This is a genomic window from Dietzia timorensis (assembly GCF_001659785.1).
In the GTDB taxonomy this organism is placed as follows: domain Bacteria; phylum Actinomycetota; class Actinomycetes; order Mycobacteriales; family Mycobacteriaceae; genus Dietzia; species Dietzia timorensis.
In genome coordinates this window covers 3,200,177-3,225,862 of sequence record NZ_CP015961.1, presented here as the reverse complement: position 1 = coordinate 3,225,862, position 25,686 = coordinate 3,200,177, and the positions used below count along the sequence as shown (strand labels likewise).

Sequence of the window (25,686 nt, the reverse complement as noted above, 5' to 3'; positions counted from 1 at the left end):
AGCCGTTCTCCTCACAGGCGGAATAGGGGCATGTATGACGTCGGACGTACCGCTCGTGCCACTCCGCCACGGCGCCCGGGTGCCTTCGAACGAGGCACCCGGGCGGCGCCGGCGGGGGACTATCGGAGTCGATCAGCTGTCGAGGTACTTCTCGTTGAGCTCGTCGATATTGCCCTCGCACAGCTCGGCACTCGTCAGATCTGCCGGCGGCACCTCTTCCTCGGTGAAGCCGAATTCGCTGATGATGTCGAGGAACTCGCCGCTCTCCTTGAGCTCGGCGAGGCGCTCGTTGTACTTGTCGAGCAGCTCCGGATTGTCCTTCGGGAACACGGTCGCGCCCGCCGAGACCTCATGGGCGAACGGGTCGGTGACCTCGTAGCCGTCGATGTCTCCGGCCATCGCCTTGAGTGAGATCGCAGTGAGTGCGAAGACGTCTGCGCGTCCGCCCGTGACGAAGTCGACGCCGTCCTCGGCCGTGCCGACACCGGTCTTCTCGATCCCTAGGTCCTCGGTGTATCCGGCCTCGACGCCTGATGTGAGGGTGACGACGCGGATGTCCTCGCCGGCCTCCTGCTTCTCGGCGATGTCCTCGAAGTTCTCGACGCCCAGCGGGTTGCCCTCTTCGACGAGGAACGCGGTGGTGTACATGATCTCCGGCTCCGAGAACGCCGCCTGCGCGCAACGTTCCGGGGTTACCGACATACCGGCAGAGACGGCGTCCCACTGACCGGCCTCGAGGCCGGGGATCAGGGAGTCCCAATCCGTGAGTTCGGTGTCGACGGAGTAGCCGAGGTCCTCGCCGAGGATCTTCTCGGCGAGCGCGACCGATGCGCCGGTCGCTTCGCCGCTGTCATCCAGATAGGAATAGGGCTCCTCGCCTGCGATCGCCACGGTGACGGACTCTCCGCCGTCACCTCCGGAATCGTCGCCGCTGCTGCAGCCTGCCAGTGCGATCAGGGCGGCGGAGCCGATGGCGCCCGCCTGGAGTGCGATTGACTTTCTGCGAGTCATTTTCCGTTACCTCATCCTGTGGTGGTGCTCAGAAGGCCCGGGACGACGGGACACCGTGATCGTGTGAAACCTCTGGGACTCTTCTTCCCGCGCTGTGCGTATGACACTACGAGAAATATCGATGATTAATCGTGAAATCGTCGTTTTTGTTTACAAAACATTTATTGCTCCACGCCGGTGAAGGGGTGGGTTCTACGCCAGGTATCCAGGGCGCTCGTCCACGCCGGGCGGCCGAAGATGAGATGAAAATAAGTGTAAAGAGCAGCGGAACTGCCTCGGGGGCGCGGCGAAATCGATGTCCGCGTTCCGGTAAAAATGTGAGCCAGGCAACTCGATGTCGAGCCGTCGGGATGCTGAGCGGGGAGGGCAGATCAACGGTCCAGTCGCGAAACCCGGTCCGCGTCCCCCCACGCCGCCGTAAGATCGACGGCAGAACCGCTGCAATTGGAGCCGCGACCAGTGATCTCGCAATGGAGCCGAAACCACCCAGTCGATGACGACATGATCCGAAACGTCCACACGCGCGCGATGCGCGGGGACATCGCCGAGGCCGAGTCGATCCTCGGCGAACTCGCGGGTCCGGCGGACGAGCTGTGGCCGCGGTGGCGGTGGCCGGCGCTATTGCTCGATCGGGGCCTGCAGGTGGGCAGCCGCGGCGGGCACGGATCCGTGCGCTACCGCGTAGTCGAGGTCGAGCCGCGGAGCGTGAGATTCGGTTTCGCCCCGCGCTCCCTCCTGCGAGGGGAACACGAGTTGTCGGTCCGCATCGCCGGGCAGGGAACGTTCCGGCGCCCGCCGGGCGAGGGCGAGGAAACCCGGCCGGGGTGGATGAATCTCGAGTGGCAGCATCGCCTCGACGTCGCCGCGAACCTCCCGGACACCGCGTTCCGCCTAGTGATTCAACTCCACGACGTACTCGCGGAGGACTTGCTGGACCAGGCCGAACGCCTGCTCACCGGGGTGGAGAGGGAGCCGAGGGCAATGGGCGCGCGCCTCGGCATGATCCACCGCATCTACCGCGCCCTCGACCGCGAACGCTAACGCCGCGCTAGTGGGGTGAATACAACCCGGCCCCCTGGAGCAACCGGAGTAGAGAATTCGGATGATCGAGGTCCCTCCACGTGGCCCGGATCGTCTCGTATCCGCGTTCGCGGAGCGCCCGGTCGCGCTCGCGGTCCCGGCGAAGCCGCTCCGCAGGGGTGAGCCCGCCCAAGTGGTCGAGATATTTGCCGGCGCCGTCACACTCGAGAATCTTGCGCCTTTCGCGCCAGGCCATATCCGCGATCGACAGAATCGACCCGTCGGAACGCAAGAACTCCACCTGCTGCTCGGGCTGCTCGATGCGATGATGCCGCAGGAACAGCCGCATCCTGGATTCGAAAACGGACTGCGATTTCGTGCCCGCGAACTCGAAAGCCGCGCGCGCGAGCCCGATGTGCCGGCGCCCGCCGGCCCTATCGAGCTGCTCAGCGAGGTCATCCCTGCTCAGGCGCTGCTCCCAACGAGCAGGCAGAAAGAACAGCGCGCTCTCCATCGAGCACACAGCCTGCGTAAACGAGCCGAGCAGCGAACAGTCGAGCACCGTCCGCGCAAGCGAGGTGCACGCGATTCCGTCGACCGTCACGATGTCCTCGGTCCCCAGCGGACGTTGGTACACGGTTAAATAACGTGGCCGGAGCATTCCCTGTCTCGGCCGGTTCTCGGTAAACGCCATCGTGTTCTGCGAAAAGATGCTGGTCGGTAGCCCCCACAATGCGGCGGCGGTCCAGTGCGAGGCAACCCGTGCGCCACCGAATTTTCGGCTGTACGCCCGAACCAGCCCGCGATGACGCTCCAGATTCGAGAACTCCTTCGGATCGTCGAGCAAATAGACGTTGGACAGTGGCCGCGTCCACCGCCCGGTGCGCACATTCCGCGCGATCGCATTTTGGTGATACCCCATCGCGCGCAGATCGGCGTGTGTGAAATACACCGGCCCCTTCGTCCCCGCCTGCCTCCCCTTAGTCCCCTCGTGCCTCCCCTTCGCCTCGCGCCCGTTCCCGCCCGTGTTTCGAGTAGATTCCATGCCTCGATCGTTCCGCGCCGCCCTCGCCGAGCAGGACCGCGGCGTGCAAGAAAATCAACCGGTGGGGAATTCGCTGGCCCCTGTGGACAACTGCCTTTCAAGGCTTTCACCAGCATCGTTTCATATGACGTCGGGCGCGCTTGGTCACGTGACGGCGCCATTTCGCCGCTTCTTCAAACACGACGCCGACCCCTCCGACATACCGCTATCCGGCACCACAAATCCTCGTGTCAGGACACAGGTGAAAGGTGACTCGCGGTGCGGTCTACGGGAGGAGGCGAGCGCTCGCGGCCGGGACGGAGCGAATTCGGGCTCGGGAAGTCCTCGCGGCGGCCGGGCGCGCGGCGTGCTTTGGCAGGCTGGGGAGAAAGTGCAGGTAGGCGAGTGGCCCCGCGCCCGGGGAGGGGCGGGGCCACGTGGTGGAGTGCCGGGCGAGGTTGTGAGGCCGGGCGGGGTTGCCGCTGGCCGGGACGTTGCGACCCCGGTGGGGTAGGGACCGCGGCGAATGCGGCGGGCTAAAAGGTGGAGGCGTCGATGACGAAGCGGTAGCGGACGTCCGAGCCGACGACTCGTTCGTAGGCGGCGTTGATCTCGGAGGCCGAGATGAGTTCGATCTCCGCCGTCACACCATGCTCGGCGCAGAAGTCGAGCATCTCTTGTGTCTCGGGGATGCCGCCGATGAGCGAGCCGGTGAGCACGCGGCGTGCGTGCGTGAGCGTGAACGCCGAGAGGCTGAGCTTCTCGATGGGCAGGCCGATCTCGACGAAGACGCCGCGGGTGCGAAGCAGGCCGACGTAGGCGTCCATCGGCAGGTTCGCGGACACCGTGTTGATGATGAGGTCGAAGGAACCGCGAAGCGCCTTGAGGTTCTCCTTGCCCTCGTCGCCGCCGGTGGCGTAGTGCTCGGTCGCGCCGAAGCGCAGGGAGTCGGAGCGCTTGGACGTGGTCTGCGACAGGACGGTGACCTCGCAGCCCATCGCCGCGGCGAGCTTGACGCCGACGTGGCCGAGGCCGCCCATGCCGATGATCGCGACCTTCGTGCCGGGGCCCGCGTTCCACTGGCGCAGCGGCGAGTACATCGTGATGCCGGCGCACAGCAGCGGTGCGGCCGCGTCGGCGGGCAGCGCCTCGGGGATGCGCAGCACCATGCGCTCGTCGATGACCGTCGCCGCGCTGTAGCCGCCCTGCGTGATCGAGCCGTCGACGTCGACGCCGCCGTAGGTCATGATCGTGCCGTTGTGGCACTCCTGCTCCTGCCCGTCGGCGCAGGCGGGGCAGTCGTGGCAGGAGTTCGACATGCAGCCGACGCCGACGCGGTCGCCGATGGAGAAATTGGTGACGTCGGAGCCGACGGCATCGACACGGCCGATGATCTCGTGCCCGACGACCAGCGGGTACTTCGCCTCGCTCCACTCGCTGCGCGCGGTGTGGATATCGGAGTGGCAGATGCCGGAGTATTCGATGGCGATGCGCACATCGCGGGGGCCGACGGCGCGGCGCGAGATCGTCTGCGCCTCGAGCGGGGCGTCGGGAGCGACGGCGGCAACGGCGGGTACGGCTTCGAGGCGGTCGAGATTCTCGGCGCCCGGCAGGGTGGAAGCAGTGGTCATATCGGGGGTTCTCCCAGCATGGTTGACGGCGCGGCGGGGTGGCCGCACGGACGATGGATTCGCACCAGCGAGGCTACGCCTCGGGCGCGGCCGGTCGCAGCGGCACAGGGCGACTGAGGGCGCTAGGCAAGTGAGTCGAGCCAGCGCTGCCAGCGGATGGAATCCCAGTCGCTCGGCGCGTCGGCGGGCTCGGCGAAACGAGCGGCGAGCTGCGCGTGCGAGGTCGCCTCGGAAGCCGATTCGCCGGCCGGGAAGCAATAGACGTTGAGCGTGCCCACCCCGGGCGAGGACAGCGCGAGGACCGCGGCACCTTCTGAGGCGTGGAGGACGGTGCCGGCGACGCGGCCGGTGCGCGAGGCGGCGTCGATATGGGTTCCGGGTTCGGTGCCCTCCGGGATCCCGAGCGCCTTGGCCGCCCGCGCCCACAATGCCTCGACGGATCCGGGGCGAACATCGGAGAGGGCCTGGGTGATGCGGGCTCCGCCGTCAGGAAACGCGGTGAGGCGATGGGCGAGGCAGTGCATGGCCTGTGTCCAGCCGGTCTCCGATTCCTCGGCGGAGGTGCGGCCGAGCTGGGAGTCCTGCTCGAAGCCCGAGCGGAGGGTGATGAGCGTGGCGGCGCCGGACTCGTGGCCGGACTCGGCGACCTCGAAGGACGTGATCCACGGGTCGACGGGCATGCCCGGACCCATCCAATCGCGCTCGACGTAGGCGAAGCGGCCGGCGCCGAATGCCGACGGTGCGCGGTACTCGGTGACGGTGCCGCGCGTGGCCATCTCTGCGAAGTCGGGCGAATCCGGGCCGACGGTGGGATCGAGGCCTTGGAGCAACTCGCCGCCGACCTCCGGGTCGAGCGTCGTCGGGGAAAACCACGCCGAGATGCCCTCGGCGGTGGCAACCTCGGTGAACGCGCGAGCTGCCGGGACGTCCACGCGAGCTTCGACGACGAGCCAGACACCGTCCGTCGAGTCGACGTGTGCGTTGATGTCGAACATGGGGCCTCGCTTCGATCGGGGTGGCGGTGTCGGTGGCGGCGGCGGCGATTACCTGCCACGTACGGGCAAATCCTATGATGACACCGTGCCCGAGCACCAGCGTCGCACCCGCGACATCGACCGTCTCGGCCGCCCGGCCCATAGGGCCGCCGGCCTCGCGGTGCCCGGTGCCTTCTTCGCTTTTCTCGCCGCGCTGGCAGGTGTCGGCGCGCATGGGCTCGCGGCCCCATCGTCGCTGGCGCATGCGCCGAGCTTCGACGCCATATTCTTGCTGACGGCGGGCGCCGCCGTTCTCGGTGGCGGTGCCGGCGCTCTCGCCTACTTTGCCGGGCGGCTCGCGGGCACGCTGCCCGGGCAGAGCGGCCGCGCGGTCTCGCTGGCCGCGGGCCCGCGGGTGCTTGGTCTGCTGTTGCCGGTGACGGCCGGGCAATGGTTCGCGCACTCCGTACTCGAGGCCGACCACATGCTCGCCGGCGGTTCGAGTGCAGCCGGCGTCGGTGCCGGGGGCGCGGCTTCCGCGTCACACGGCGGCCACGGCCTCCACACAGGGCACGGCGTGTCGGCTGATTTCGCAGCCGGCGGCGACGCTGTCGCGGCCCCCGGCGCGCTGGCCGGGGGACCGGCGCATGCCGGCGGCTCCGAGATGGTACTGCCGATGCTTGTCGCTCACGCGGTGGGCGTGCTCGTGTGTCTAGCGGTGAGCATCATCGCGCGGCGGGCGCTTCGGCGTCTCGTCGGGCGGGTTACCTCGGCGCTGCTGCGTCCGACGCTTCCGCGGGCGGCCCGGGGGATTCTTGGCTCCGCCGTCACAGGTGGAAGTGTTACCGGTTTCGCTCCCGCCGCGCCGCGAGCGCCGCCGTCCCTTCTCACGCTCGCCGCCTGACAGCATTCGCTGCGCGCGGTGGGCGACAGGCTCACTAAAGCTCCGGCCGAGGCCGGCGTGCATCCGTGCCGCCGTGCGCCCGGAGACCACTTTCTTACCCTGAGCAGGAGATACTCCATGGGACACCACATTTCTTTCCGTAGCGCCATCCTCCCGTTTTCCGTTGCCGCCGCGCTGTCGTTGACGGCTTGCGGCGCCCAAGACGCCCAACAGTCGGCCGACAATTCGGCGACGACGAGCGCCGAAGCGGGCGCCGAAGCAGGCGCCGACCAGGTCGCGGACGGCGGGGTGACGCTCGACGGCGCGTGGGTCAAGGCGACCGACGAGGATATGACCGCGATTTTCGGCACCCTGTCCAATCATTCGGACGCAGACGTGACGCTTGAATCCGCCGAAGTCGATGTCGATGCGGACGCCGAACTACACGAGGTCGTGCAGGAGGCCGGGTCGTCGGTGATGCAGGAGGTCGACGGCGGGCTCGAGATTCCTGCGGGCGGCGAGCTGAACCTCGAGCCGGGCGGGTATCACATCATGCTCGTCGAGCTCGGCGAGCCGATCACGCCCGGCCAGGACCTCGAATTGACGCTGCGTTTCTCCGACGGCTCGGAGACGGTCACGACCGTGCCCGCGCGTGCGTTCGAGGGAGCGCAGGAGGAGTACCACGCCGGCGATGACGAGGGCATGGACCACGGCGACATGGACCACGAGAATATGGACCACGGCGACATGGACCACGGTTCCGAGGGCCATGACCACTGAGCCCCGCCCCGACGAGACTCAACACACCAGCGAACACAGCACCCGAAGCCGCAGCCACACGCGCCGCGCCTTTCTCGGCGGCACCTCGGCCGCCGCGGTTGGCGTTGCCGGCGGCGCCGCGCTGACCGGCTGCGCCCGAGCGGACACCGACGCCGACGCCGCGGCGAAGGCCGCAGAGGCGCTGCCATCGCCGACTGCCATCGGCGAGGCACAGATCCCGTTCCACGGCGAACGCCAGGCCGGGATCGCCACACCGCCACAGGCACACTGCGTGTTTCGCGCGTTCGACCTCGCCGGGGCGCCGGACAATCGCCGCGATTATGCGGCGACTCCGCGTCTGGGCGGGGACGACACGAAGCGGTTCGCCGCCGCGCTCAAGGGTGTGCTTCGCGTGTGGACCGACGACGGCGCGCGCCTCGTGCGCGGCGAGTCGGGCCTCGCCGACATGGATCCCGAGCTCGCCGAGAACCCGGCGCGGCTCACGCTCACCGTCGGCTTCGGCCCACGGCTGTTCGACCTGATCGGGCGGCCGGAACTGCGGCCACGGTGGCTGCGGCAGCTGCCGGCGTTCGAGATCGATGACCTCGACGACCGGTTCAATGGCGGGGATCTGCTGCTCCACATTGCCGCCGACGACCCACTCACCGTCGCGAACGCCTCCCGGCTGCTCTCGGCCGGGGTTCGCGGGCTCGTGGTGTCTCGCTGGACGCAGCAGGGTTTCCGCAAGGCCTCAGGCGCACACCCGAAGGACATGACCCAGCGCAATCTCTTCGGTCAGCTCGACGGTACGGTCCAACCCGACACAGGCGGGGACCTCGTGTTCTGCGGCGCCGACGAGGACCAGGAGTGGATGCGTGGCGGCTCCGGCCTCGTGCTGCGCCGCATCGTGATGAACATGGCGACATGGGAGGAGGTCGACCCGCCGCAGCGGGACCTATCCCTCGGGCGCAGGCAATCGACCGGCGCGCCGCTGACCGGCGAGCATGAGTTCGACCCCGTCGATCTCGACGCGAAGGACAAAGCGGGCCTCGAGGTGATCCCGCCGCAATCCCACGTCGCCCGCGCGCACGCCCGCACACCGGAGGAGCTGTTCCTGCGGCGTCCGTTCAACTTCACCTCTGACGCCGGAGGAGGCGATCCCGAAAGCGGGCTCCTCTTCGCGGCGTACTGCGCGAACGTCGACCGACAGTTCCTGCCGGTCCAGGAGCGACTCGCGGAGGCGGACCTGCTCAACACCTGGACCACACCGACCGGTTCCGCGGTGTTTGCGCTGCCGCCGGGACTCGGCGAATCCCAGGCCGAGGCGGGCGGGTTCCTTGGTGATGGGTTGTTTACCTGACTCCGGCGTCATAACTGGGAAAATGCGATCGGCCGTGCCCGCAGATCCCCGCGAAATGCGGGGCGGGGCGCGGCCGCTTTGCGTTGTCTCGTGTCTCCCGCGTTGCCGGCCGACGCGCGAACGGGGGTAGTGAGGTACCCCCCGGTGGGAAAACTAGTTGGACGGTAGGTCAATTCGGGGAAGTGAATATTTGGCTTAAGTTGCAATGACATAACTACAGATAAACGTCGATTTAGTTAAGTTGCCTAAATTGACATTGATTGATTTGGATTTCCGCACTTCAGTGCTTTTTCCCACATGGTGGTCAGGGCAGGAAATGCGCCCAGCGGTTCAGCGGATTCTTTGTCAGACTTATCCACGAACACTTGTGATGTATTTCACCTGTGACCCTGCGGTTGCGGGTGGGATTGTGCCCCGTCATTAATGGAGTGAACGTGAATTTCTCGACTGATTCTCGAGACCGCGCGATTCGTCGCAGCCGCGTCTTCAAGACCGTTGTGGCCGCAATTGCCACCGCTTCCCTGACGCTCCTCTCCGTCGCGCCCGCGCAAGCGGATCCGAGCGACAAATCCGAGGCGCTGGGCAAGGTCATCGATGCCGACCTCCTCACAGGGGACCTCGCCGATGCTGCCAGTAGCGACTCCGGCAACCCAAGCGACCCGGGTCCTAATGCGAACCCGCTCGACGTGGGGCTTCTGGGCAGCGTCAACCTGAGCCTGGGCACGTTGAACATTCCACTCATCAGCGATCCGGACGAAAGTGGTCTGCTGTATCTCGGTGATGCGGGCGCGCTGTCGAGCTACGCAAGTTCGCCGAACGGCGGAACGTCCACGGCGAGCGCAGGCGTGCTCGGAGACAATGGCGCGATCTCCCTGGATCCAGGCGGGGTCGGCGAGTACGGGAGTGCGCAAGTCAATCTCACCCAGCTATTAGGCCAACTGGGGGTGGACGGACTCACGGATGAGATTATCGACCACCTCACTCTGCAGCTGGGCGCGGTCGGGTCGACGGCGACGGCCACCGGAGACGACGTCGAGTCGGAGTACGTTGTCGCCGATGGAAAGCTCGTTGTCAGTTCTCCGCTGGTGGAGGGGCTCTCGGGCACCTTGACGACTGCGTTGCAGGGAACGGGCACCACGTTGAATACCGCATTGGGGACGTCAGGGGTGCTGGGGTCAATCGTCAGCGGTGTGAGCCGGGACGTGAGTATCGGTCTCGCCAGCGTGAGGCTTTCCGGTGGAACATTGGGCGTTAACGGACTGGACGATGCGTTGGATAACGCCGCGAATATCATTCTCAATGAGCCATTGGAAGACGCCAATAGTCTGGTGGCGATCAATCTTCGCGACGGCACGATCAGCATCGACCTCAAGCAGCTAGGCGGACCGGAGGGGCTCAACGGGCTACCTCCCAATACACAATTGCTGACGTCGCCGAATATCGATCTCATCACGGATGCTGTCCAAGAAGCCCTGGGAACGGTGTCGGCGAAGGCTGGCGATGCGCTCGAGTCTGTTCTCGACGAGATCGCCCTGGACATTCGCATTCCGGCGAGAGTGTCGGTGCTTGGATTAGGGGTGGTCAACGTCTTCGTCACGGTCGATACGACACTCGGGCAGCTCGCCGGCACGTCGACGGATGCACCAATAGTAGATATCGACGGGGACTTGCTGGGGCTAATCGATATTGGAGCGTTGCTAGGTGGATTGGTAGCTCCACTCGAGTCCGTCCTTTTTGCTCCCCTTCGGGCTGCTACGGGAACGTTGGTAACCACGGCGACGACGCAGCTGGAGAGCACTCTCGACGCTGCGGTGGATCCGATTCTCGACACTTTGGACCCGGTGCTTTCAGGGGTGCTTTCCGAGGTCGTTCAGGTGACGATCAATGAGCAGCCGACGCCCGGATATCTGGGGGCGGAGTCGTTTACCGTCAACGCGGTGGCGCTGGAATTGCTGCCCGCTTCTGAGGCAGTCAGGATCGGCCTCGCGTCTTCCACGGTGCGCGCGGATGTTCAGGTTCCAGAGATTTCGCTAGCTCCGGATTCTGTGCGCGATGGCGACACGACGACGGTGACGGGAACCGAATTCCCGCCGAATACCGAAGTTGAAGTCCAGCTTCTTGATGTGAATGGCGATCCGATCGGCGACCCCGTCACGGTGACGACCGATGGCGAGGGGAGCTTTACAACCCAGCTCGAGGTACCTGAGGGGACGCCGGCGGGCACGGAGTACTCCGTCGAGGCAACAGCGACGTCGGGTGAGTCGGCGACGGATGGGCTTGCAGTGACCAATGCTGACCCGACCGACGACAATACGGCGGACAATACAGACGAAAACACTGAGGTTAATACCGAGGTCAACACGGACACGAACACCGCGGAGAACACCGACACGAACACTGCGGAGAACACCGCGGACAACACCGCGGAGAATGATGCCGACAACACCGCGGAGAACACGGCAGACAACGATGCCGACAACACCGCGGACAACACCGACACGAACACTGCGGAGAACACGGCGGACAACGATGCCGACAACACCGCGGACAACACCGACACGAACACTGCGGAGAACACGGCAGACAACGAGGCCGACAACACTGAGGTGAATACGGCCGAGAACACGGCGGATAACGAGGCCGACAACACCGAGGTGAATACGGCCGAGAACACGGCAGACAACGAAGCGGACAACACCGCGGAGAACACGGCGGACAACGATGCCGACAACACCGAGGTGAATACGGCCGAGAACACGGCAGACAACGAGGCCGACAACACCGCGGACAACACGGCAGACAACGAAGCGGACAACACCGACACGAACACTGCGGAGAACACCGCGGACAACACCGACACGAACACTGCGGAGAACACCGCGGACAACGAGGCCGACAACACCGACACGAACACTGCGGAGAACACGGCGGATAACGAGGCCGACAACACCGCGGAGAACACCGACACGAACACTGCGGAGAACACCGCGGACAACACCGCGGAGAATGATGCCGACAACACCGCGGAGAACACCGCGGACAACGAGGCCGACAACACCGAGGTGAATACGGCCGAGAACACGGCAGACAACGAGGCCGACAACACCGAGGTGAATACGGCCGAGAACACGGCGGACAACGAAGCGGACAACACCGCGGAGAACACGGCAGACAACGAGGCCGACAACACCGCGGACAACACGGCAGACAACGAAGCGGACAACACCGACACGAACACTGCGGAGAACACCGCGGACAACGAGGCCGACAACACCGAGGTGAATACGGCCGAGAACACGGCGGATAACGAGGCCGACAACACTGAGGTGAATACGGCCGAGAACACGGCGGATAACGAGGCCGACAACACCGCGGACAACACCGACACGAACACTTCGGAGAACACGGCAGACAACGAGGCCGACAACACCGAGGTGAATACGGCCGAGAACACGGCGGATAACGAGGCCGACAACACCGCGGACAACACCGACACGAACACTTCGGAGAACACGGCAGACAACGAGGCCGACAACACTGAGGTGAATACGGCCGAGAACACGGCGGATAACGAGGCCGACAACACCGAGGTGAATACGGCCGAGAACACGGCTGAAAACACGGCAGACAACACCGCGGTCGCCTCGATTGACCTAACTCCGAATCGAGCAGTTAAGGGTGTCGATAACGTGCTTGTCTATGGAACCGGGTACACACCGGACGGAAAGGCGGACGCATTCCTGAGGGAAGTCGACGGCGAGGTCTTGACTCCTGAGGTCGCTCTCCGTGCTTTGGCCACGCATATTGGCGTAATGGCAATTGCTCCGGCAGATCCGGGCGAATGGATCGGTTCTGTGACTGTCGATTCGGATGGAGAGCTATCGTTCCGAATCAAGTCCGAGGATCTCGAGCTTGGCGACTACATGGTCACGGTTAGGGATCTAACCGCGCCTCGACTATCGGACACGGAGTTGTTCACGCTCATTTCCGAAAGTGATAACACTGCGGACAACACTTCGGCGAATACGACGGACAACACGGCTGAAAACACCGATGCGAATACGTCCGAGAACACGGATGTGAACACAGAAGCCAATACCGAGGTGAATACGGACGCGAACTCTGCGGACAACACGGGAGACAACACCGACCTCAACACTGATGCCAATACCGCAGTGAACACCGCTGCAAACACGTCGGACAACACATCCGGCGGTTCGTCCGAGGGATCCTCCGGATCTTCCGGATCCTCCGGGTCGACTAGCGGGCCACTGCTTGGTCTACTGGCTGTCGGCCTAGGGATCGCTGGAATCGTCGGGCTCATCAACTTTATCGCCCAGAACTTCCCGGAGCAGCAGGGGGCGAGCATCGGCGGATTCCAGCTGCCGCCGTTCGAATTCCCGAACTTCCATATTCCGGATATCAACGCTGCGAGCAGCAACTTCTTCGGGGTATTCGATAACAACAATGGGAATGGCCAGTGCACGTGTCGGGATAACGCGAACACCTATTCCTCGCCGACGGGAGTGGTCTCGGGTTCGCTGATCGAGCCGATCGCGACGGTTGAAGCAACACCCGAGCGTCAATCCTCCTTATTCGGCGCTGCCGCGGCGGGATTGGCAATACTATTGGCGCTGGTCGGTGGGGCGCTGCTCGTGAACCGCCAGCGCGTCTCGGAATAGCTGTACGAGGCTTCAGGGCGCCGTAACCGGGGCCCTGAACCGTGAAAAAATGCGAAGTTGAAGATCGGATCTACACGCATGACCAAGCAACGGATTCGCCGGTTCCCAGCGATTGTCCTGGCCGTAGTTGGGCTGTTCGCCGCAGGCCATATCGGAGCCACCCTTGCCTACACCGGCCCCGACACACCGGTCAAGCAAGCCCTCCAGCCCGGATTGAGTAAGTACTTTCTGGGACCGCTTGACCAGGGGTGGAACCTTTTCGCGCCCGGACCATACTCTCAGGACGAGAACATGCTGGTTCGAGCGTGTATCAGCCCGCACGATGTCTGCGCGGGAGGAGATTCTCGAGGCGCCGAGTTTACTCCGTGGCGAAACGTCACTGCAGAGGAGCTCGAAGCGGTGGACTACAACATTTTTGCCAATCGTGAAACCCGGCAGTCGAAGGTAGTGCACGGACGCTTGTGGCCGGTTGCCGCGAAACTCACGGATGAGCAACGTAAGGCAGTCGAGGCGAACCACATTGAGGGCGAGCCGGTATTCGGAATCGACCTTGACTCCGCACAGGCCGAACAGCAGTACTCGCCAGGCCAACTCCACAATATGCGGAACTACGAGCGACTCGAATCGGTCGCGGTCGGACTAGGAACCCTATATATGCACGAGGAGTATGGCGACGCCGTGTCGCTGGTCGAAGTGCGAATGCGCCGAGATTCCGTGCCCACATTCGATGACCGGCACGAGGCATCGGACGAAAAGGCCGAATCGTGGACAAAGATCGGCTGGAGGGCGGCCACCCAGTTCGACCAGGAGGTGTTCGACGCATGGAGCTGATAAAGCCCCAAGATTCCACACCTATCCGAACCTGGATACGCGGGCAACGGGACTCACCTCGCCGGCTGTTCGACCGCGTTGTCGCGTGGTTTATCTCGGACAGGCACGCCGACTACGGCTTCGCCGTAATGCGTATCGCGTCCGGACTTTTCTTGCTCGGGTGGCTTTTGGCGAACCTGCCGATCGCGTCGAAAATCTGGGGTCCGGGCTCGGCCTACTGGCAGCCCTACCGCGAGGTTCTCGGATACAAGTTCCCGCTGAACGTGCTTCAGGAGGCAGGGCCGGGTCTGTTTTGGGCGTGGTACGTGGTCACGATCGCGCTCGTTATCGCGTTTGTCCTCGGGTGGCGAACTCGATTTATTACGCCACTGCTATTCATTGCGTACACGGCTATTAACGCGCAGAATACGCCGATCGCGGACGGCGGCAATTACTTCATCCGAATTATGCTCATCTACTTGATTTTGGTCGACGTCTCGCGCCGTTGGTCTTTGGACTCTCGTCGCCGCGCAGCGAAGAAGAGCGTCGAGACGCAGGTCGGCTCCGTGCTGCACAACATCGGATTGTGTATGGTCGTCGCCCAGGTCTGCCTCGTCTATCTCGAGGCAGGACTCTACAAGGTCCAGGGAACGCTGTGGCAGAACGGAACTGCTGTCTACTACCCACTGCAGTCCGAGGCGTACGGAGTGTTCCCTCCTCTCGCCGACCTGCTCACGTACTTCGCGCTGCCGGTGTTCATCGTCACCTACGTATCCGTGCTCGCGCAGATCGCGTTCCCGTTCTTGCTGTTCAATAAGATCACGCGACGCGTGGCACTGATCCTCATGCTCGGCATGCATTTGGGAATCGCCCTGCTTATGGGACTTCCGTTCTTCTCCGGGATCATGGCCTCGGCAGACGCGGTTCTGGTGTCCGGAGCGACGTGGGTGGCGATAGTCGGCTGGTTGCAGCTGACGCTGTCCAAGATTCCCTTCGTGCAGAAGTTGATACCCGGATCCTCGGGGAAGGCCGAGCTGGGCGAGTCGTCGGGCGATGACGATTCGGGCGAGAACGACAAAGTGGCCGAGGCCGATTCCAAGAAGAAGGCGGACGAAAAAGAGGATTCCGGCACGCTGGACAAGACACGGTCCTAGCGGGGCCGGCCGCGCAATGCGCGAAGGCTGCGTGGGTGCGCAGATCCGCGGGTGGGGCTAAGGAATCTCCGACGTCATAGGAACGGTTCTTGAGGCTTTGTGGAGCGCGCGGGTGTAAGTCCATGGTGGAATTGGCGCATGTGGTTGGAAGGCTTCGAGCCCTCAGCGAATGCGCCCGAGGCGTGGGCTGAGATCGAGTTCGACGAGGAATTCGGCGCGGTGGGGAAGTTCGTTCCACGGGGATTCGACGCATACGTCCGGGTGCTGCATCCGGTCGACGTTGGCGGAAACGGTGAGACGATGCGGTGGTCCGAGGTGGCCGCGCGATTCGGCACGGTCATTCACCCGGAAGTGCAGTGGCACAGAATCATTGGCAGCGACGACCCCGACGCGCAGTGGGAAGGCGGGAAGTGCCCGCGACGAGGGACCCTCAAACCACACATGTTCGCGAGAGTCCTCGACGCGCTTGCGCGGGGTGGTAAAGCGGACCTGGTGACTGTGGGGTTCTGGCCCGGAACCGGACTCGGCAATCCAGGGCAGACGCCGCTTTCGGAACGCGAACGCGACGAGGCGTACAGCACCCGCGGATGGCGGGAGGCCTACTATTTTCGTGGACCGCTCGACGAGCTTCGGGCGTCCATGCCTGGCGGCGGCGCGACGACGGAGTGGGGATATCTGCCGAACGTCGCCTGGCCGGACAGCCGAGAATGGTTCACGTTCTCCGAGATCGACTACGACTCGACGATCGTCGGCTGTTCGGCGGATGCGGCGCGAAGCTTGTTGGCGGATAAGGAACTCGAGACGGTGGAAGTCGGTCCGGAATCGAATCTGGCGTATTTGGCCGACAAGATCAACTAACCGCTGGCTGGCGGGCAATAAAGAGCCGCGCCCCCTGAACCGAAAAGGAACAGGGAGCGCGGCTTTGACGTAGGCCCGGGCCCACGGCGCGAGGGGCGTTAGAGCGACTCGATGGTGGCCGTGGCGAAGACGTGGCCGAGCTTACGCGGCTTGCGCGCGGTGATCGTCCAGCCGCCCTCGGAGGCCTCGACACCGTCCACCGCATCGGCGGCGACGTTCTCGCGGGCGTAGACCAGCACCTTCGCCGGCAGCACGACGGGCTTGCCGAACTGCACGGTGTAGCGGGCCTGCGCGGGGATGTCGCCCTCGACCGAGCCGAGAAGCGCCGCGGCGGTCCACATGCCGTGGGCGATGGTGTTCGGGAAACCGAACGCCTTCGCGCCCACTGCGGACACGTGGATCGGGTTACGGTCGCCCGAGACCTCGGCGTAGTTCGAGATCTGGCCGCCGTCGACCGACAGCGTCGTCGTCGGGTCGCCGATCTCGTTGGCCGTCGGCGGTTCCGGCTTCTCCGGACGCGGTGCGTCCTTCGGAGGAGTGAGCGAGGTGCGTCGCTTCGACAGGAAGCTAGACACCTGGCGCCACGCCGGATCCGGCTCGTTCGGAGTGTAGACCTCGGAGACGACGTCGACGAGCAGCCCGCTCGGGTGCTCGCGGAGATTCTCGGCCCACACGCGGATGAACAGCTCGTCGCCGACCAGGATCGGGCGGTTCGAGGTGATCTCGTTGCGCAGGTGCACCGCGCCCATCGCGGGGAACGGGAACTCCTTCGAGGTCATCAGCTTCATCGCCACCGGGAAGGTAAGGATGAAGGGGTAGGTGAGCGGCAGCTCACTCGCCAGGCGGAGGCCGGTGACCTCCGTGTACTGGGCGAGCTCATGGGCGCTCACCGAGATGCCGGACACCTCGTAGCCGATGGACGGCATGGAGTCGGCCTTGCGATTGGTGCCCAGGACGGGCACCTGATCCACGGCCGCCTTGCCGTACATGCTCAGCAGGTTCGGCACCTCCGGCAACTTCTCGAAGGTGACGTCGGGGTTCAGCTTGGGAGTGCTCATATCCGGAACTACGCTCCCAGCAGCGACTGGCCGCAGACACGGATCACATTGCCCGTGACGGCGGACGACGCCGGGTTGGCGAAGTAGGCGATGGTCTCGGCGACGTCGACTGTCTGGCCGCCCTGCTGCATCGAGTTGAGGCGGCGTCCGACCTCGCGGGTGGCGAAGGGGATGGCAGCGGTCATCTGGGTCTCGATGAAGCCCGGGGCCACGGCGTTGACCGTGATCTTCTTGTCTGCGAGCTGCTCCGAGGCGCCGTCGACGAAACCGATGACGCCGGCCTTGGTGGCGGCGTAGTTCGTCTGACCGCGGTTACCGGCGATGCCGGCCATCGAGGAAACGCCGATAACGCGGGCGCCCTCGCCGAGGATGCCCTTTTCGGTGAGCTCGGCGGTGATGCGCTCCGGCGCGATGAGGTTCACGGCGAAGGTGGAGTCCCAGCGGCCCGAGTCCATGTTGGCAAGCGTCTTGTCGCGGGTGATGCCGGCGTTGTGGACGATGATGTCGAGCTTGCCGCCATGGCGCTCGGTGACGTGCTTCGCGATGACCTCTGCGGCGTCAGCCGAGGTGACGTCGATGGGCAGCGAGGTGCCGCCGACCTTGTTCGCGGTCTCGGAAAGCCCCTCGCCTGCGGCGGGGATGTCGCAGCAGATGACATGCGCGCCATCGCGCGAGAGGACCTCGGCGATCGTGGCGCCGATGCCGCGGGCCGCGCCGGTGACGACGGCGACCTTGCCCTCGAGCGGGGCATCCCAGTCGGCGGGAGCGGTGGCCGGCTTGTCGTCGACGCGGTAGACCTGGGCGTCGACATAGGCCGACTTGCCCGAGAGGATGAAGCGCAGCGTGGACTCGGCGCCCGCGAGGCCGGTGTCGGCCTTCGCGGAGACATAGACGAGAGACACGGTGGCGCCGCGGCGCATTTCCTTACCGAGGGAACGGGTGAAGCCTTCGAGGGCGCGCTGGGAGATGCGCTCCTCGACCGAACCGGTCTCGTCCGGGGTGGTGCCCAGGACGACAACGCGGCCCGACGGCACGACCTTGCGGATCACGGGCTGCAGGAAGTCGAACATCTCCCGCAGGTCCTCGGGCTTGCGAGCGCCGGTGGCGTCGAAGACGAGAGCGCCGAACTTACCCTCGTAGCCGGCGTCGGCGATCTCGTAGTCGCCCGAGAGCATCTCGCGGATCGGCTCGGCAAGGCGGCCTTCGCCGCCGATGAGGACCGGGCCGGTAAGCGCCGGCTCGCCCTTGGCGTAGCGGCGCAGCGGCTCCGGCTGCGGAAGTCCGACGCGGCCGGCGATAAACGCACCGGGCGCCGAGGAGACGAGCTGGGAGTACAGGTCGTTATTGCCCTGAGCCATGAAGTATTCAGTCCTTTGGTTGGAATGTGCGCCCTGCCGACCTCAGACGACCCGAGGTCGACAAGTAACTTACTCGTGAGTAACAATAACCCCCAGATACTCAATTCTGCTACCTCCACGCCCGACCTCGGTGCTACGCAGAGCGGCGGCAACGCTGCCGAGGAGTGTCGGAGAATTTATTGCTCGCGACCCACATTGGAGATTGAGAAGAACATGGCCAATACTGCGCCTCGCAAGGTCGCCATCATCGGTGGCAACCGCATCCCGTTCGCCCGCTCGAACGGCAAGTACGCCGATGCCTCGAACCAGGACATGCTGACGGCCTCGATCAATGGCCTCGCGTCCCGCTACAACCTGCAGGACGCCAAGCTCGGCATGGTCGTCGCCGGTGCGGTCCTCAAGCACTCCCGCGACTTCAACCTCGTCCGCGAATCGGTCATCGGTTCCGTGCTCGATTCGTCGACCTCCGCGTTCGATCTGCAGCAGGCCTGTGGCACCGGACTCGCCTCGGCGATCCAGGTTGCCGACGCGATCGCTCTCGGCCGTATCGAGAGTGGCATCGCCGGCGGTTCCGACACCACTTCCGACGCGCCGCTCGCCGTGGGTGACGACCTTCGTAAGACCCTCATCAAGGTTTCCGCCGCGAAGACGACCCTCGATCGCGTCAAGCTGCTCGGCGAGATCCGTGCCTCGGGCCTCATCCCGGAGCAGCCGCGCAACGCCGAGCCGCGCACCGGCCTGTCGATGGGCGACCATGCAGCCATCACCGCCCGCGAGATGGGCGTCTCCCGCGAGGACCAGGACGAGCTCGCCGCCACGAGCCACCAGAAGCTCGCCGCTGCTTACGACCGCGGTTTCTTCGACGACCTCGTCACCCCTTTCCTCGGGGTCTCCCGCGACGACAACATGCGTCCGGACTCCAGCGTCGAGAAGCTCGCCAAGCTCAAGCCGGTCTTCGGCAAGAAGGACGCCGAGGCTCACGGCACCGAGGCCACGATGACGGCCGGTAACTCCACCCCGCTCACCGATGGCGCCTCCGCCGTGCTGCTCGGCAGCGAGGAGTGGGCCAAGGAGAACAACCTCCCGGTCCGCGCCTACCTCGTGGACTCCGAAACCGCCGCCGTGGACTTCATCCACGGCCACGACGGCCTCACCCCGGACGGCCTCCTCATGTCCCCGACCTACGCGGTTCCGCGTCTGCTCGAGCGCAACGGCCTCACCCTCCAGGACTTCGACTACTACGAGATCCACGAGGCCTTCGCCTCGCAGGTCCTCGCCACGCTCGCCGCGTGGGAGTCGGCGGACTACTGCAAGGACCGCCTCGGCCTCGACGCCCCGCTCGGCTCGATCGACCGCGAGAAGCTCAACGTCAACGGCTCCTCGCTCGCCGCGGGCCACCCGTTCGCCGCTACCGGTGGGCGTATCCTCGCCTCCGCCGCGAAGCAGCTCGAGGAGAACGGCGGCGGCCGTACCCTCATCTCGATCTGTGCCGCTGGTGGCCAGGGCGTCACCGCGATCATCGAGCGCTAATAGCGCTACGCACTCGGGCGCACCTCGCCCGATGGCTCTCGGGGCCCGCCGCGTTCATTCGCGGTGGGCCCCTTTTGCTTGCGGTCGACTTTCCGGATGTGGCGAGTCGCGCGGACGTGCGCTGGACATTTGGTTAGGATTGTTACAGCTGTTACTAGTGTGGCGAATATTTATGCGTGTTCGTCAGCGATGTCTAAGGATTAGTTCACCTCGCTGGGTAGAATTGCCGGTCGGGGCGTCCGCGAATCGTGCAGTCGGCGACGGGTAGCCGCCGCAGATCGTGCCGCGCAACACAGCGCGGGGCGTGTGATCGATGTTGGAGGTGTGGAACGTGGCAGATGGCCGCGAACCACGGGCCGAGCAGTTCAGGCCCGCTTGGGGTTTGCCGGGGCAGTTCGGCGTGGACGATCCCAAAGCGCAGAAGCCCGCGCTGGGCGGCGTAGGCGCGTCCGGCGATGCGCAAACCACCCAAATACCCTCACCGTATGACGGCGGAGCTGCCGTACCCGCAGGCCGCCCCGGGCCCTCTCGGCAGGGCAACGAGCCGCCGCATGCCTGGTCTCAGTCCTCGGCGGGCGAACCCTCGCGCGGCGGGGTCTACGCGGCCGCCGCAGGCGCGGCGGGTGCCGGCGCGCTAGGTGGCGCCGCAGCAGCCGGCGGCCGCAATGCCGCGGGCACTCGGCAGGGTGCTGGCGGCCCCTACGCGCCCACGGGCGAACGTGCAGAGCCCGCCGCCCTCGAAGGCGTCGAGAATCCCGCTACCGGCGATCAGCGCAGCGCCAACCGCTGGCTCTCGCGCGCCAAATGGACCTATATTGCCGCCGGCGTTTTCATGTTTCTCGCCGTCCTCTACGGCGTCGACCTCGTCACGAGTCTCGGCAAGGTGCCGCGCGGCTCGGAGGTCGCCGGCGTCAAGGTCGGTTCGATGGATTACTCGGACGCCGAGACCAAGCTCGTCGACGAGCTCGGCCCGCGGCTCACTGACCCGATCGCGATCCGCGCGGGCGCCGTCTCGACGGAGCTCGATCCGCAACAGGTCGGCCTCAGCGTCGACTGGCGGGGCACCCTTGACCGTGCCGGCGAGCAGCCGCTCAACCCGTTCACTCGCCTCATCTCCTTCTTCCGGTCCAAGGAAATCGGCATCGAGAGTCGTATTCCCGACCAGCGGCTCACCGGCTACCTCGAAACCCTCGCCCGCGAGGCGGACCTCGATCCCCGCGAGGGCGCGATCTGGTACGACCGCGCCGACGTCAAGTCGATCCTCCCGCGCGACGGGCAGAGCGTGCGCATCGAGGACTCCCGCGAGGCGGTCCTCGCTCACTGGCTCGACGAGAACGGCGTCGACCTCGCAGTCGACTACACGCCCACGGAAACCGATGAGGACCAGGTCCGAGAAGTTATCGACAAGGTCGCGGAACCCGCCGTGGCCGAACCGGTCACCCTGGTCGGTTCGCACGTCAATCCTGACGGCGGAGAGCCCGAAACCAAGGACGTGCCGCTGCGCGTCAACGAGCGTGAACAGGACGACGACCAGGCATCGCCGTCGACGACGACCGTGAAGATGGTCGACCCGCGTGGGCCGAACGCCGTGCCGGTCGAGTTTCCGCGCGACCGCATCGGCGAGTACCTCACCTTCGAGCGCAACGGCAATCGCCTCGAGCCGCAGTACAACGCCGAGGCGGCCAAGGGGATTCTTGACCCGTTGCTCTCGGAAACCCAGACCGAGGGGCGCGACGCGAGCTTCGTGTTCTCGGGCAACTCGGTCACGGTCGAGCCGGCGGTCATGGGCCGCACGGTCCAGTGGGGCCCGCTGCTCGGCGGCCTGCAGGCCGGCCTCCAGGATCGAGGTCCGCGCACCGTTCCGGTGTCCTACGAGTCCCAGGAGCCGGAGCTGAGCACCGAAGACGCCGAAGCGGCGGGCATCCGCGAGCGTGTCGGCGAGTTCAGCATCGACGTGAGCGCCGGTTCGGCCGCCAATGAGATGGTCTCGGCGATCAATGGGCACCTGGTCCGCTCGGGCCAGACGGCCAACCTCGCCGAGCTCGCTGGCACGTACTCCGGCAACACCGGCGCCGACGGCGTGGCCACGGCGTTCTTCAATGCCGCCTACGAGGCGGGGATGACGGAGCTCCAGCGCACCTCCCGCGGGGTCGATGACGACGAGTTCCCGGTCGCGCGCGACGTCTCGGCAGCCCAGGCGACGAGCTTCAAGAACCAGCAGAACACCGGTGTGGTGATCGAGGCGTTCTCCACCGGCAACCGCATCACTGTGCGCTTGTGGGGAACCTCGCAGTACGAGGTGCGCACCGAGGAGCAGCCGCGCACCAGTGTCGAGCGTCCCGGTACGCGGCGCGAGAGCGGCGAGGATTGCCGCCCGAGTGCCGGCCGTGACGGCTATACGGCGGTGGCCACGCGCATCGTCACGCAGGGCTCGCGCGAGGTATCCAGGGACACCTTCCGCAGCGTGTACGACCCGGTGGATGCCATCGTCTGTGCGCCGGCGCCCGATCGCGGAGGCGAAGGCGGCGGCAATGGCGGCAACGATGGTGGCAACGGCGGCGGAGGCGATGGCGGGGGCGACTCGCCGGCACCGGCCCCGGCCCCGCCGGAGGTTCCGGGACTGCCGTTCCCGCTGCCGGAGATCCCCGGTATTACCGTGCCGTAGAAATCGGCGCGAAGTCGCGGCACCTCGCGGGCCCGCTTTCGACTTTCACGGTCGGGGCGGGCCCGCGCCGCATTTTCACCCCACGTCCGAGCGCATCTCTTTCCGGCGACCCCTTCTGGATAAGCAACTTATTAGGATAGGCTTGCTTTGATCTGGTGGAAGGTCGCCGAGCATCGGCGGCCATGGGAATGTGTGGGAGACGACGATGACCGATGCCGCGAGGAGCACGACTGTGCTCGCAGCCAGTGAGCCCTTGTCGCGGGCGTTGAAGGAGCGCACGGCGGTGGCGCACGAGCGCGCCGAGAACTCCGGGTTCATGTCCTCCATGCTCGAGGGGAAGAGCGGGGTCGAGGCACTGGTGGCGCTTCTTGCCCAGTCCCTGCCGATCTACGCCGCGCTCGAGGCGGCGTGCCGGCGGCAGGCGCAGAAGCCCCTGTTCGCTCCGTTGTACGACGTCATACTCGAGCGGGAAACGGCGCTGCGCGCGGACCTCGATACACATGCGAAGGCAGGGATCGAGTGTGGGACGATCGTGCCGGCCACGCGGGCGTACGTCGCGGAGATCGAGGCGTCTGCGGCGGATCCGGCGCGCTTGGTAGGGCACCATTACGTGCGGTACCTGGGAGATTTGTCCGGCGGGCAGATCATCGGGACGTTGATGCGCCGCCACCACGGGCTCGACGAGGGGCTGAGTTTCTACCACTTCGATGTGGCCAAGCCGAAGGTGTACAAGGACGAGTACCGGGCGAATCTGGATGCCCTGCCGCTGACGGACGACGAGCGCGGGGAGGCGGTCGATGCGGCCGTGGCGGCATTCGACCTGAACTCTCGGGTGTTCGCAGAACTCGGTGAGCTGGTACCGCTGAAGGCATGAAAAAGCCCCGCACACGGGGTGACCCATGTGCGGGGCGGATCCGGCGGAACAGGCCGCCGGAGTGAGATCAGAACGCGGCTTCGTCCATCTCCATGATGCCGAGGTCGACATCGTCGACGAGGTTCTTGACCTGGTGGATCGCCGGAAGCTCGTTACGGGTGAACCACTTGGCCGCCTCGATCTTGCCGGTGTAGAACGCCTTGTCCTCACCCGAGGCGTTCTCGACCGCCGCGAGCGCGACCTCGGCGCCGACGAGCAGTCGCCACGCCATCATGAGATCGCCGAACGCCATGAGCACGCGCACGGAGACGAGGCCGATCTTGTAGAGATTGGTCGGCTCCTCGGAGGCGCCCATCGCGTACTCGATTGCCTTACCGATGATCGCCTCGTAGGCCTCGATCGCCTCGGCGAGGATCTTGCGCTCGCCGTCGAGCTTGCCGCCGACCTTGTCGTTGTCGATGAACTCCTTCATCTTCGACGACAGATGGCCGAGCGCTTTGCCTTGATCGCGGGCGATCTTGCGGAAGAAGAAGTCCTGCGCCTGGATCGCCGTGGTGCCCTCGTAGAGCGAGTCGATCTTGGCGTCGCGGATGTACTGCTCCAGCGGGTAGTCCTGCAGGAAGCCCGAACCGCCGAAGGTCTGCAGCGACTCGGTGAGCACCTCGTAGGCGCGCTCGGAGCCGACACCCTTGACGATCGGGAGCAGCAGATCGTTGACGCGGAACGCGAGGCCCTCGTCGGCGCCGGAGACGCGCGCGGCGGTCTCGGGGTTCTGATGTGCGGCGGTGTACATGTACACCGAACGCAAGCCCTCGGCGAACGCCTTCTGACGCATGAGCGCGCGGCGAACGTCCGGGTGGTGGGTGATGGTCACGCGCGGGGCGGTCTTATCCGTCATCTGCGTGAGGTCGCCGCCCTGCACGCGCTCCTTGGCGTACTCGAGCGCATTGAGGTAGCCGGTGGACAGGGTCGCGATGGCCTTGGTGCCGACCATCATGCGTGCGTGCTCGATGACGTCGAACATCTGCCGGATGCCGAGGTTGAGGTCGTCGCCGATGAGCCAGCCCTTGGCCGGAACCCCGTGGCCACCGAAGGTGAGCTCGCACGTGGCCGAAACCTTGAGGCCCATCTTGTGCTCGACGTTGGTGACAAACGCGCCATTGCGCTCGCCGAGCTCGCCGGTCTGCTCGTCGAAGTGGAACTTCGGCACGTAGAACAGGGACAGGCCCTTGGTGCCCGGTCCAGCGCCCTCGGGGCGCGCGAGGACGAGGTGGATGACGTTCTCGAACATGTCATCGGAGTCGGCGGAGGTGATGAAGCGCTTGACGCCCTCGATGTGCCACGAGCCGTCGTCCTGCTTGATCGCCTTGGTGCGGCCCGCGCCGACGTCCGAACCGGCATCCGGCTCGGTGAGCACCATGGTGGCGCCCCAGCCGCGCTCGACGGCGAGCTCCGCGCGGCGACGCTGGGTGTCATCGCTGGAGTTCTCGTAGGCGACCGCGGCGAACGCCGGTCCCGCGGCGTACATGAACACGGCCGGGTTGGCGCCGAGGATCAGCTCGCCGCGCGCCCAACCGAGCGCGCTCGGAGCCGGCGTGCCGCCGAGAGCCTCGGGCAGGCCCATCGACCAGAAACCGCTGTCCATGTACGCGGCCTGCGACTTCTTGAAGTCCTCGGGGATCGACACGGTGTGCGACTCCGGATCGAAGACCGGCGGGTTGCGGTCGGCGGAGGCGAACGACTCGGCGATCGGCCCTTCGGCGAGGGTGGCGATCTCGTGGAGGATGGCCTTGGCGGTGTCGGTGTCGAGGTCGCCGAACTCACCGGCGTCCAGGGACTCGTTGATGCCGAGGACCTCGAAGAGGTTGAATTCGAGGTCGCGGACGTTGCTCTTGTAATGACCCATGTCGGAAGTCTCACTCCTGGTCTGTTCACGTGGGCTGCTCCCCGCCGAGGCCCTATGGGCTCACGAGGCCGGAGCAACTCCTTACCAAGGGGAAACTCTAGTCCGACCCCGCGCGGGAAGCGAAAATGA

18 protein-coding genes are annotated in these 25,686 nt (G+C 65.5%); 11 read left to right on the top strand and 7 right to left on the bottom strand.

The window, feature by feature from the left end:
• Nucleotides 1–132: 132 nt before the first annotated feature.
• A complete protein-coding gene (locus BJL86_RS14890) occupies nucleotides 133–1,011 on the bottom strand; it encodes a transporter substrate-binding domain-containing protein (protein ID WP_067471979.1) in 879 nt (292 codons plus the stop codon).
• A gap of 501 nt (nucleotides 1,012–1,512) precedes the next feature.
• On the opposite strand from BJL86_RS14890, the gene BJL86_RS14885 reads away from it, so the two are divergent.
• Nucleotides 1,513–2,052, top strand: a complete 540-nt coding sequence (locus BJL86_RS14885; protein ID WP_075845073.1) for a hypothetical protein — start codon at nucleotides 1,513–1,515, stop codon at nucleotides 2,050–2,052.
• Nucleotides 2,053–2,059: 7 nt separating this feature from the next.
• Here the strand turns inward: BJL86_RS14885 and BJL86_RS14880 are convergent, their stop codons facing one another.
• From BJL86_RS14880 to BJL86_RS17650, 3 genes are all read right to left on the bottom strand, one after another.
• Entirely contained in the window at nucleotides 2,060–3,076 is a 1,017-nt protein-coding gene (locus tag BJL86_RS14880) for a type IV toxin-antitoxin system AbiEi family antitoxin domain-containing protein (protein WP_067471985.1), read from the bottom strand.
• A gap of 515 nt (nucleotides 3,077–3,591) precedes the next feature.
• Entirely contained in the window at nucleotides 3,592–4,686 is a 1,095-nt protein-coding gene (locus BJL86_RS14875; protein WP_067471988.1) for an NAD(P)-dependent alcohol dehydrogenase, read from the bottom strand.
• Nucleotides 4,687–4,808: 122 nt separating this feature from the next.
• Complete coding sequence (locus tag BJL86_RS17650) at nucleotides 4,809–5,681, bottom strand: SRPBCC family protein (RefSeq protein ID WP_067471991.1); 873 nt, start codon at nucleotides 5,679–5,681, stop codon at nucleotides 4,809–4,811.
• 85 nt (nucleotides 5,682–5,766) lie between these two features.
• Here BJL86_RS17650 and BJL86_RS14865 point away from each other — a divergent pair, with 85 nt between their 5' ends.
• The 7 genes from BJL86_RS14865 to BJL86_RS14835 all read left to right on the top strand — a co-directional run bounded on the left by BJL86_RS14865 (nucleotide 5,767) and on the right by BJL86_RS14835 (nucleotide 16,166).
• The gene (locus tag BJL86_RS14865; protein WP_232228999.1) at nucleotides 5,767–6,564 is read left to right on the top strand and encodes a hypothetical protein; all 798 of its coding nucleotides are present in this window, start codon (nucleotides 5,767–5,769) and stop codon (nucleotides 6,562–6,564) included.
• A gap of 117 nt (nucleotides 6,565–6,681) precedes the next feature.
• Entirely contained in the window at nucleotides 6,682–7,323 is a 642-nt protein-coding gene (locus tag BJL86_RS14860; protein WP_075845071.1) for a copper chaperone PCu(A)C, read from the top strand.
• Entirely contained in the window at nucleotides 7,313–8,662 is a 1,350-nt protein-coding gene (locus tag BJL86_RS14855) for a Dyp-type peroxidase (RefSeq protein ID WP_075845070.1), read from the top strand. Before BJL86_RS14860 ends, BJL86_RS14855 begins: the two co-directional genes overlap by 11 nt.
• A gap of 434 nt (nucleotides 8,663–9,096) precedes the next feature.
• Nucleotides 9,097–13,344: a choice-of-anchor G family protein gene (locus BJL86_RS14850; RefSeq protein WP_156896133.1), complete on the top strand. Its 4,248-nt coding sequence runs from the start codon at nucleotides 9,097–9,099 to the stop codon at nucleotides 13,342–13,344.
• 78 nt (nucleotides 13,345–13,422) lie between these two features.
• The gene (locus BJL86_RS14845; RefSeq protein WP_067477179.1) at nucleotides 13,423–14,175 is read left to right on the top strand and encodes a DUF5819 family protein; all 753 of its coding nucleotides are present in this window, start codon (nucleotides 13,423–13,425) and stop codon (nucleotides 14,173–14,175) included.
• Nucleotides 14,166–15,308: an HTTM domain-containing protein gene (locus BJL86_RS14840; protein WP_067477176.1), complete on the top strand. Its 1,143-nt coding sequence runs from the start codon at nucleotides 14,166–14,168 to the stop codon at nucleotides 15,306–15,308. Before BJL86_RS14845 ends, BJL86_RS14840 begins: the two co-directional genes overlap by 10 nt.
• A gap of 138 nt (nucleotides 15,309–15,446) precedes the next feature.
• A complete protein-coding gene (locus BJL86_RS14835) occupies nucleotides 15,447–16,166 on the top strand; it encodes a hypothetical protein (protein ID WP_067477173.1) in 720 nt (239 codons plus the stop codon).
• Between the two features lie 98 nt (nucleotides 16,167–16,264).
• Here the strand turns inward: BJL86_RS14835 and BJL86_RS14830 are convergent, their stop codons facing one another.
• Entirely contained in the window at nucleotides 16,265–17,224 is a 960-nt protein-coding gene (locus BJL86_RS14830) for a MaoC family dehydratase (protein ID WP_067477170.1), read from the bottom strand.
• 8 nt (nucleotides 17,225–17,232) lie between these two features.
• Nucleotides 17,233–18,582, bottom strand: coding sequence for a 3-oxoacyl-ACP reductase (locus BJL86_RS14825; protein ID WP_067477167.1), 1,350 nt, complete (start codon nucleotides 18,580–18,582; stop codon nucleotides 17,233–17,235).
• A 213-nt stretch (nucleotides 18,583–18,795) separates the two neighbouring features.
• On the opposite strand from BJL86_RS14825, the gene BJL86_RS14820 reads away from it, so the two are divergent.
• The 3 genes from BJL86_RS14820 to BJL86_RS14810 all read left to right on the top strand — a co-directional run bounded on the left by BJL86_RS14820 (nucleotide 18,796) and on the right by BJL86_RS14810 (nucleotide 23,651).
• Entirely contained in the window at nucleotides 18,796–20,112 is a 1,317-nt protein-coding gene (locus BJL86_RS14820; RefSeq protein ID WP_067477182.1) for an acetyl-CoA C-acetyltransferase, read from the top strand.
• Between the two features lie 331 nt (nucleotides 20,113–20,443).
• Entirely contained in the window at nucleotides 20,444–22,777 is a 2,334-nt protein-coding gene (locus BJL86_RS14815) for a VanW family protein (protein WP_232228998.1), read from the top strand.
• A 205-nt stretch (nucleotides 22,778–22,982) separates the two neighbouring features.
• Nucleotides 22,983–23,651, top strand: a complete 669-nt coding sequence (locus BJL86_RS14810) for a biliverdin-producing heme oxygenase (protein WP_067478722.1) — start codon at nucleotides 22,983–22,985, stop codon at nucleotides 23,649–23,651.
• 67 nt (nucleotides 23,652–23,718) lie between these two features.
• On the opposite strand, the gene BJL86_RS14805 is transcribed toward BJL86_RS14810, so the two are convergent.
• Nucleotides 23,719–25,557, bottom strand: a complete 1,839-nt coding sequence (locus BJL86_RS14805; RefSeq protein WP_067478719.1) for an acyl-CoA dehydrogenase — start codon at nucleotides 25,555–25,557, stop codon at nucleotides 23,719–23,721.
• Nucleotides 25,558–25,686 lie beyond the last annotated feature (129 nt).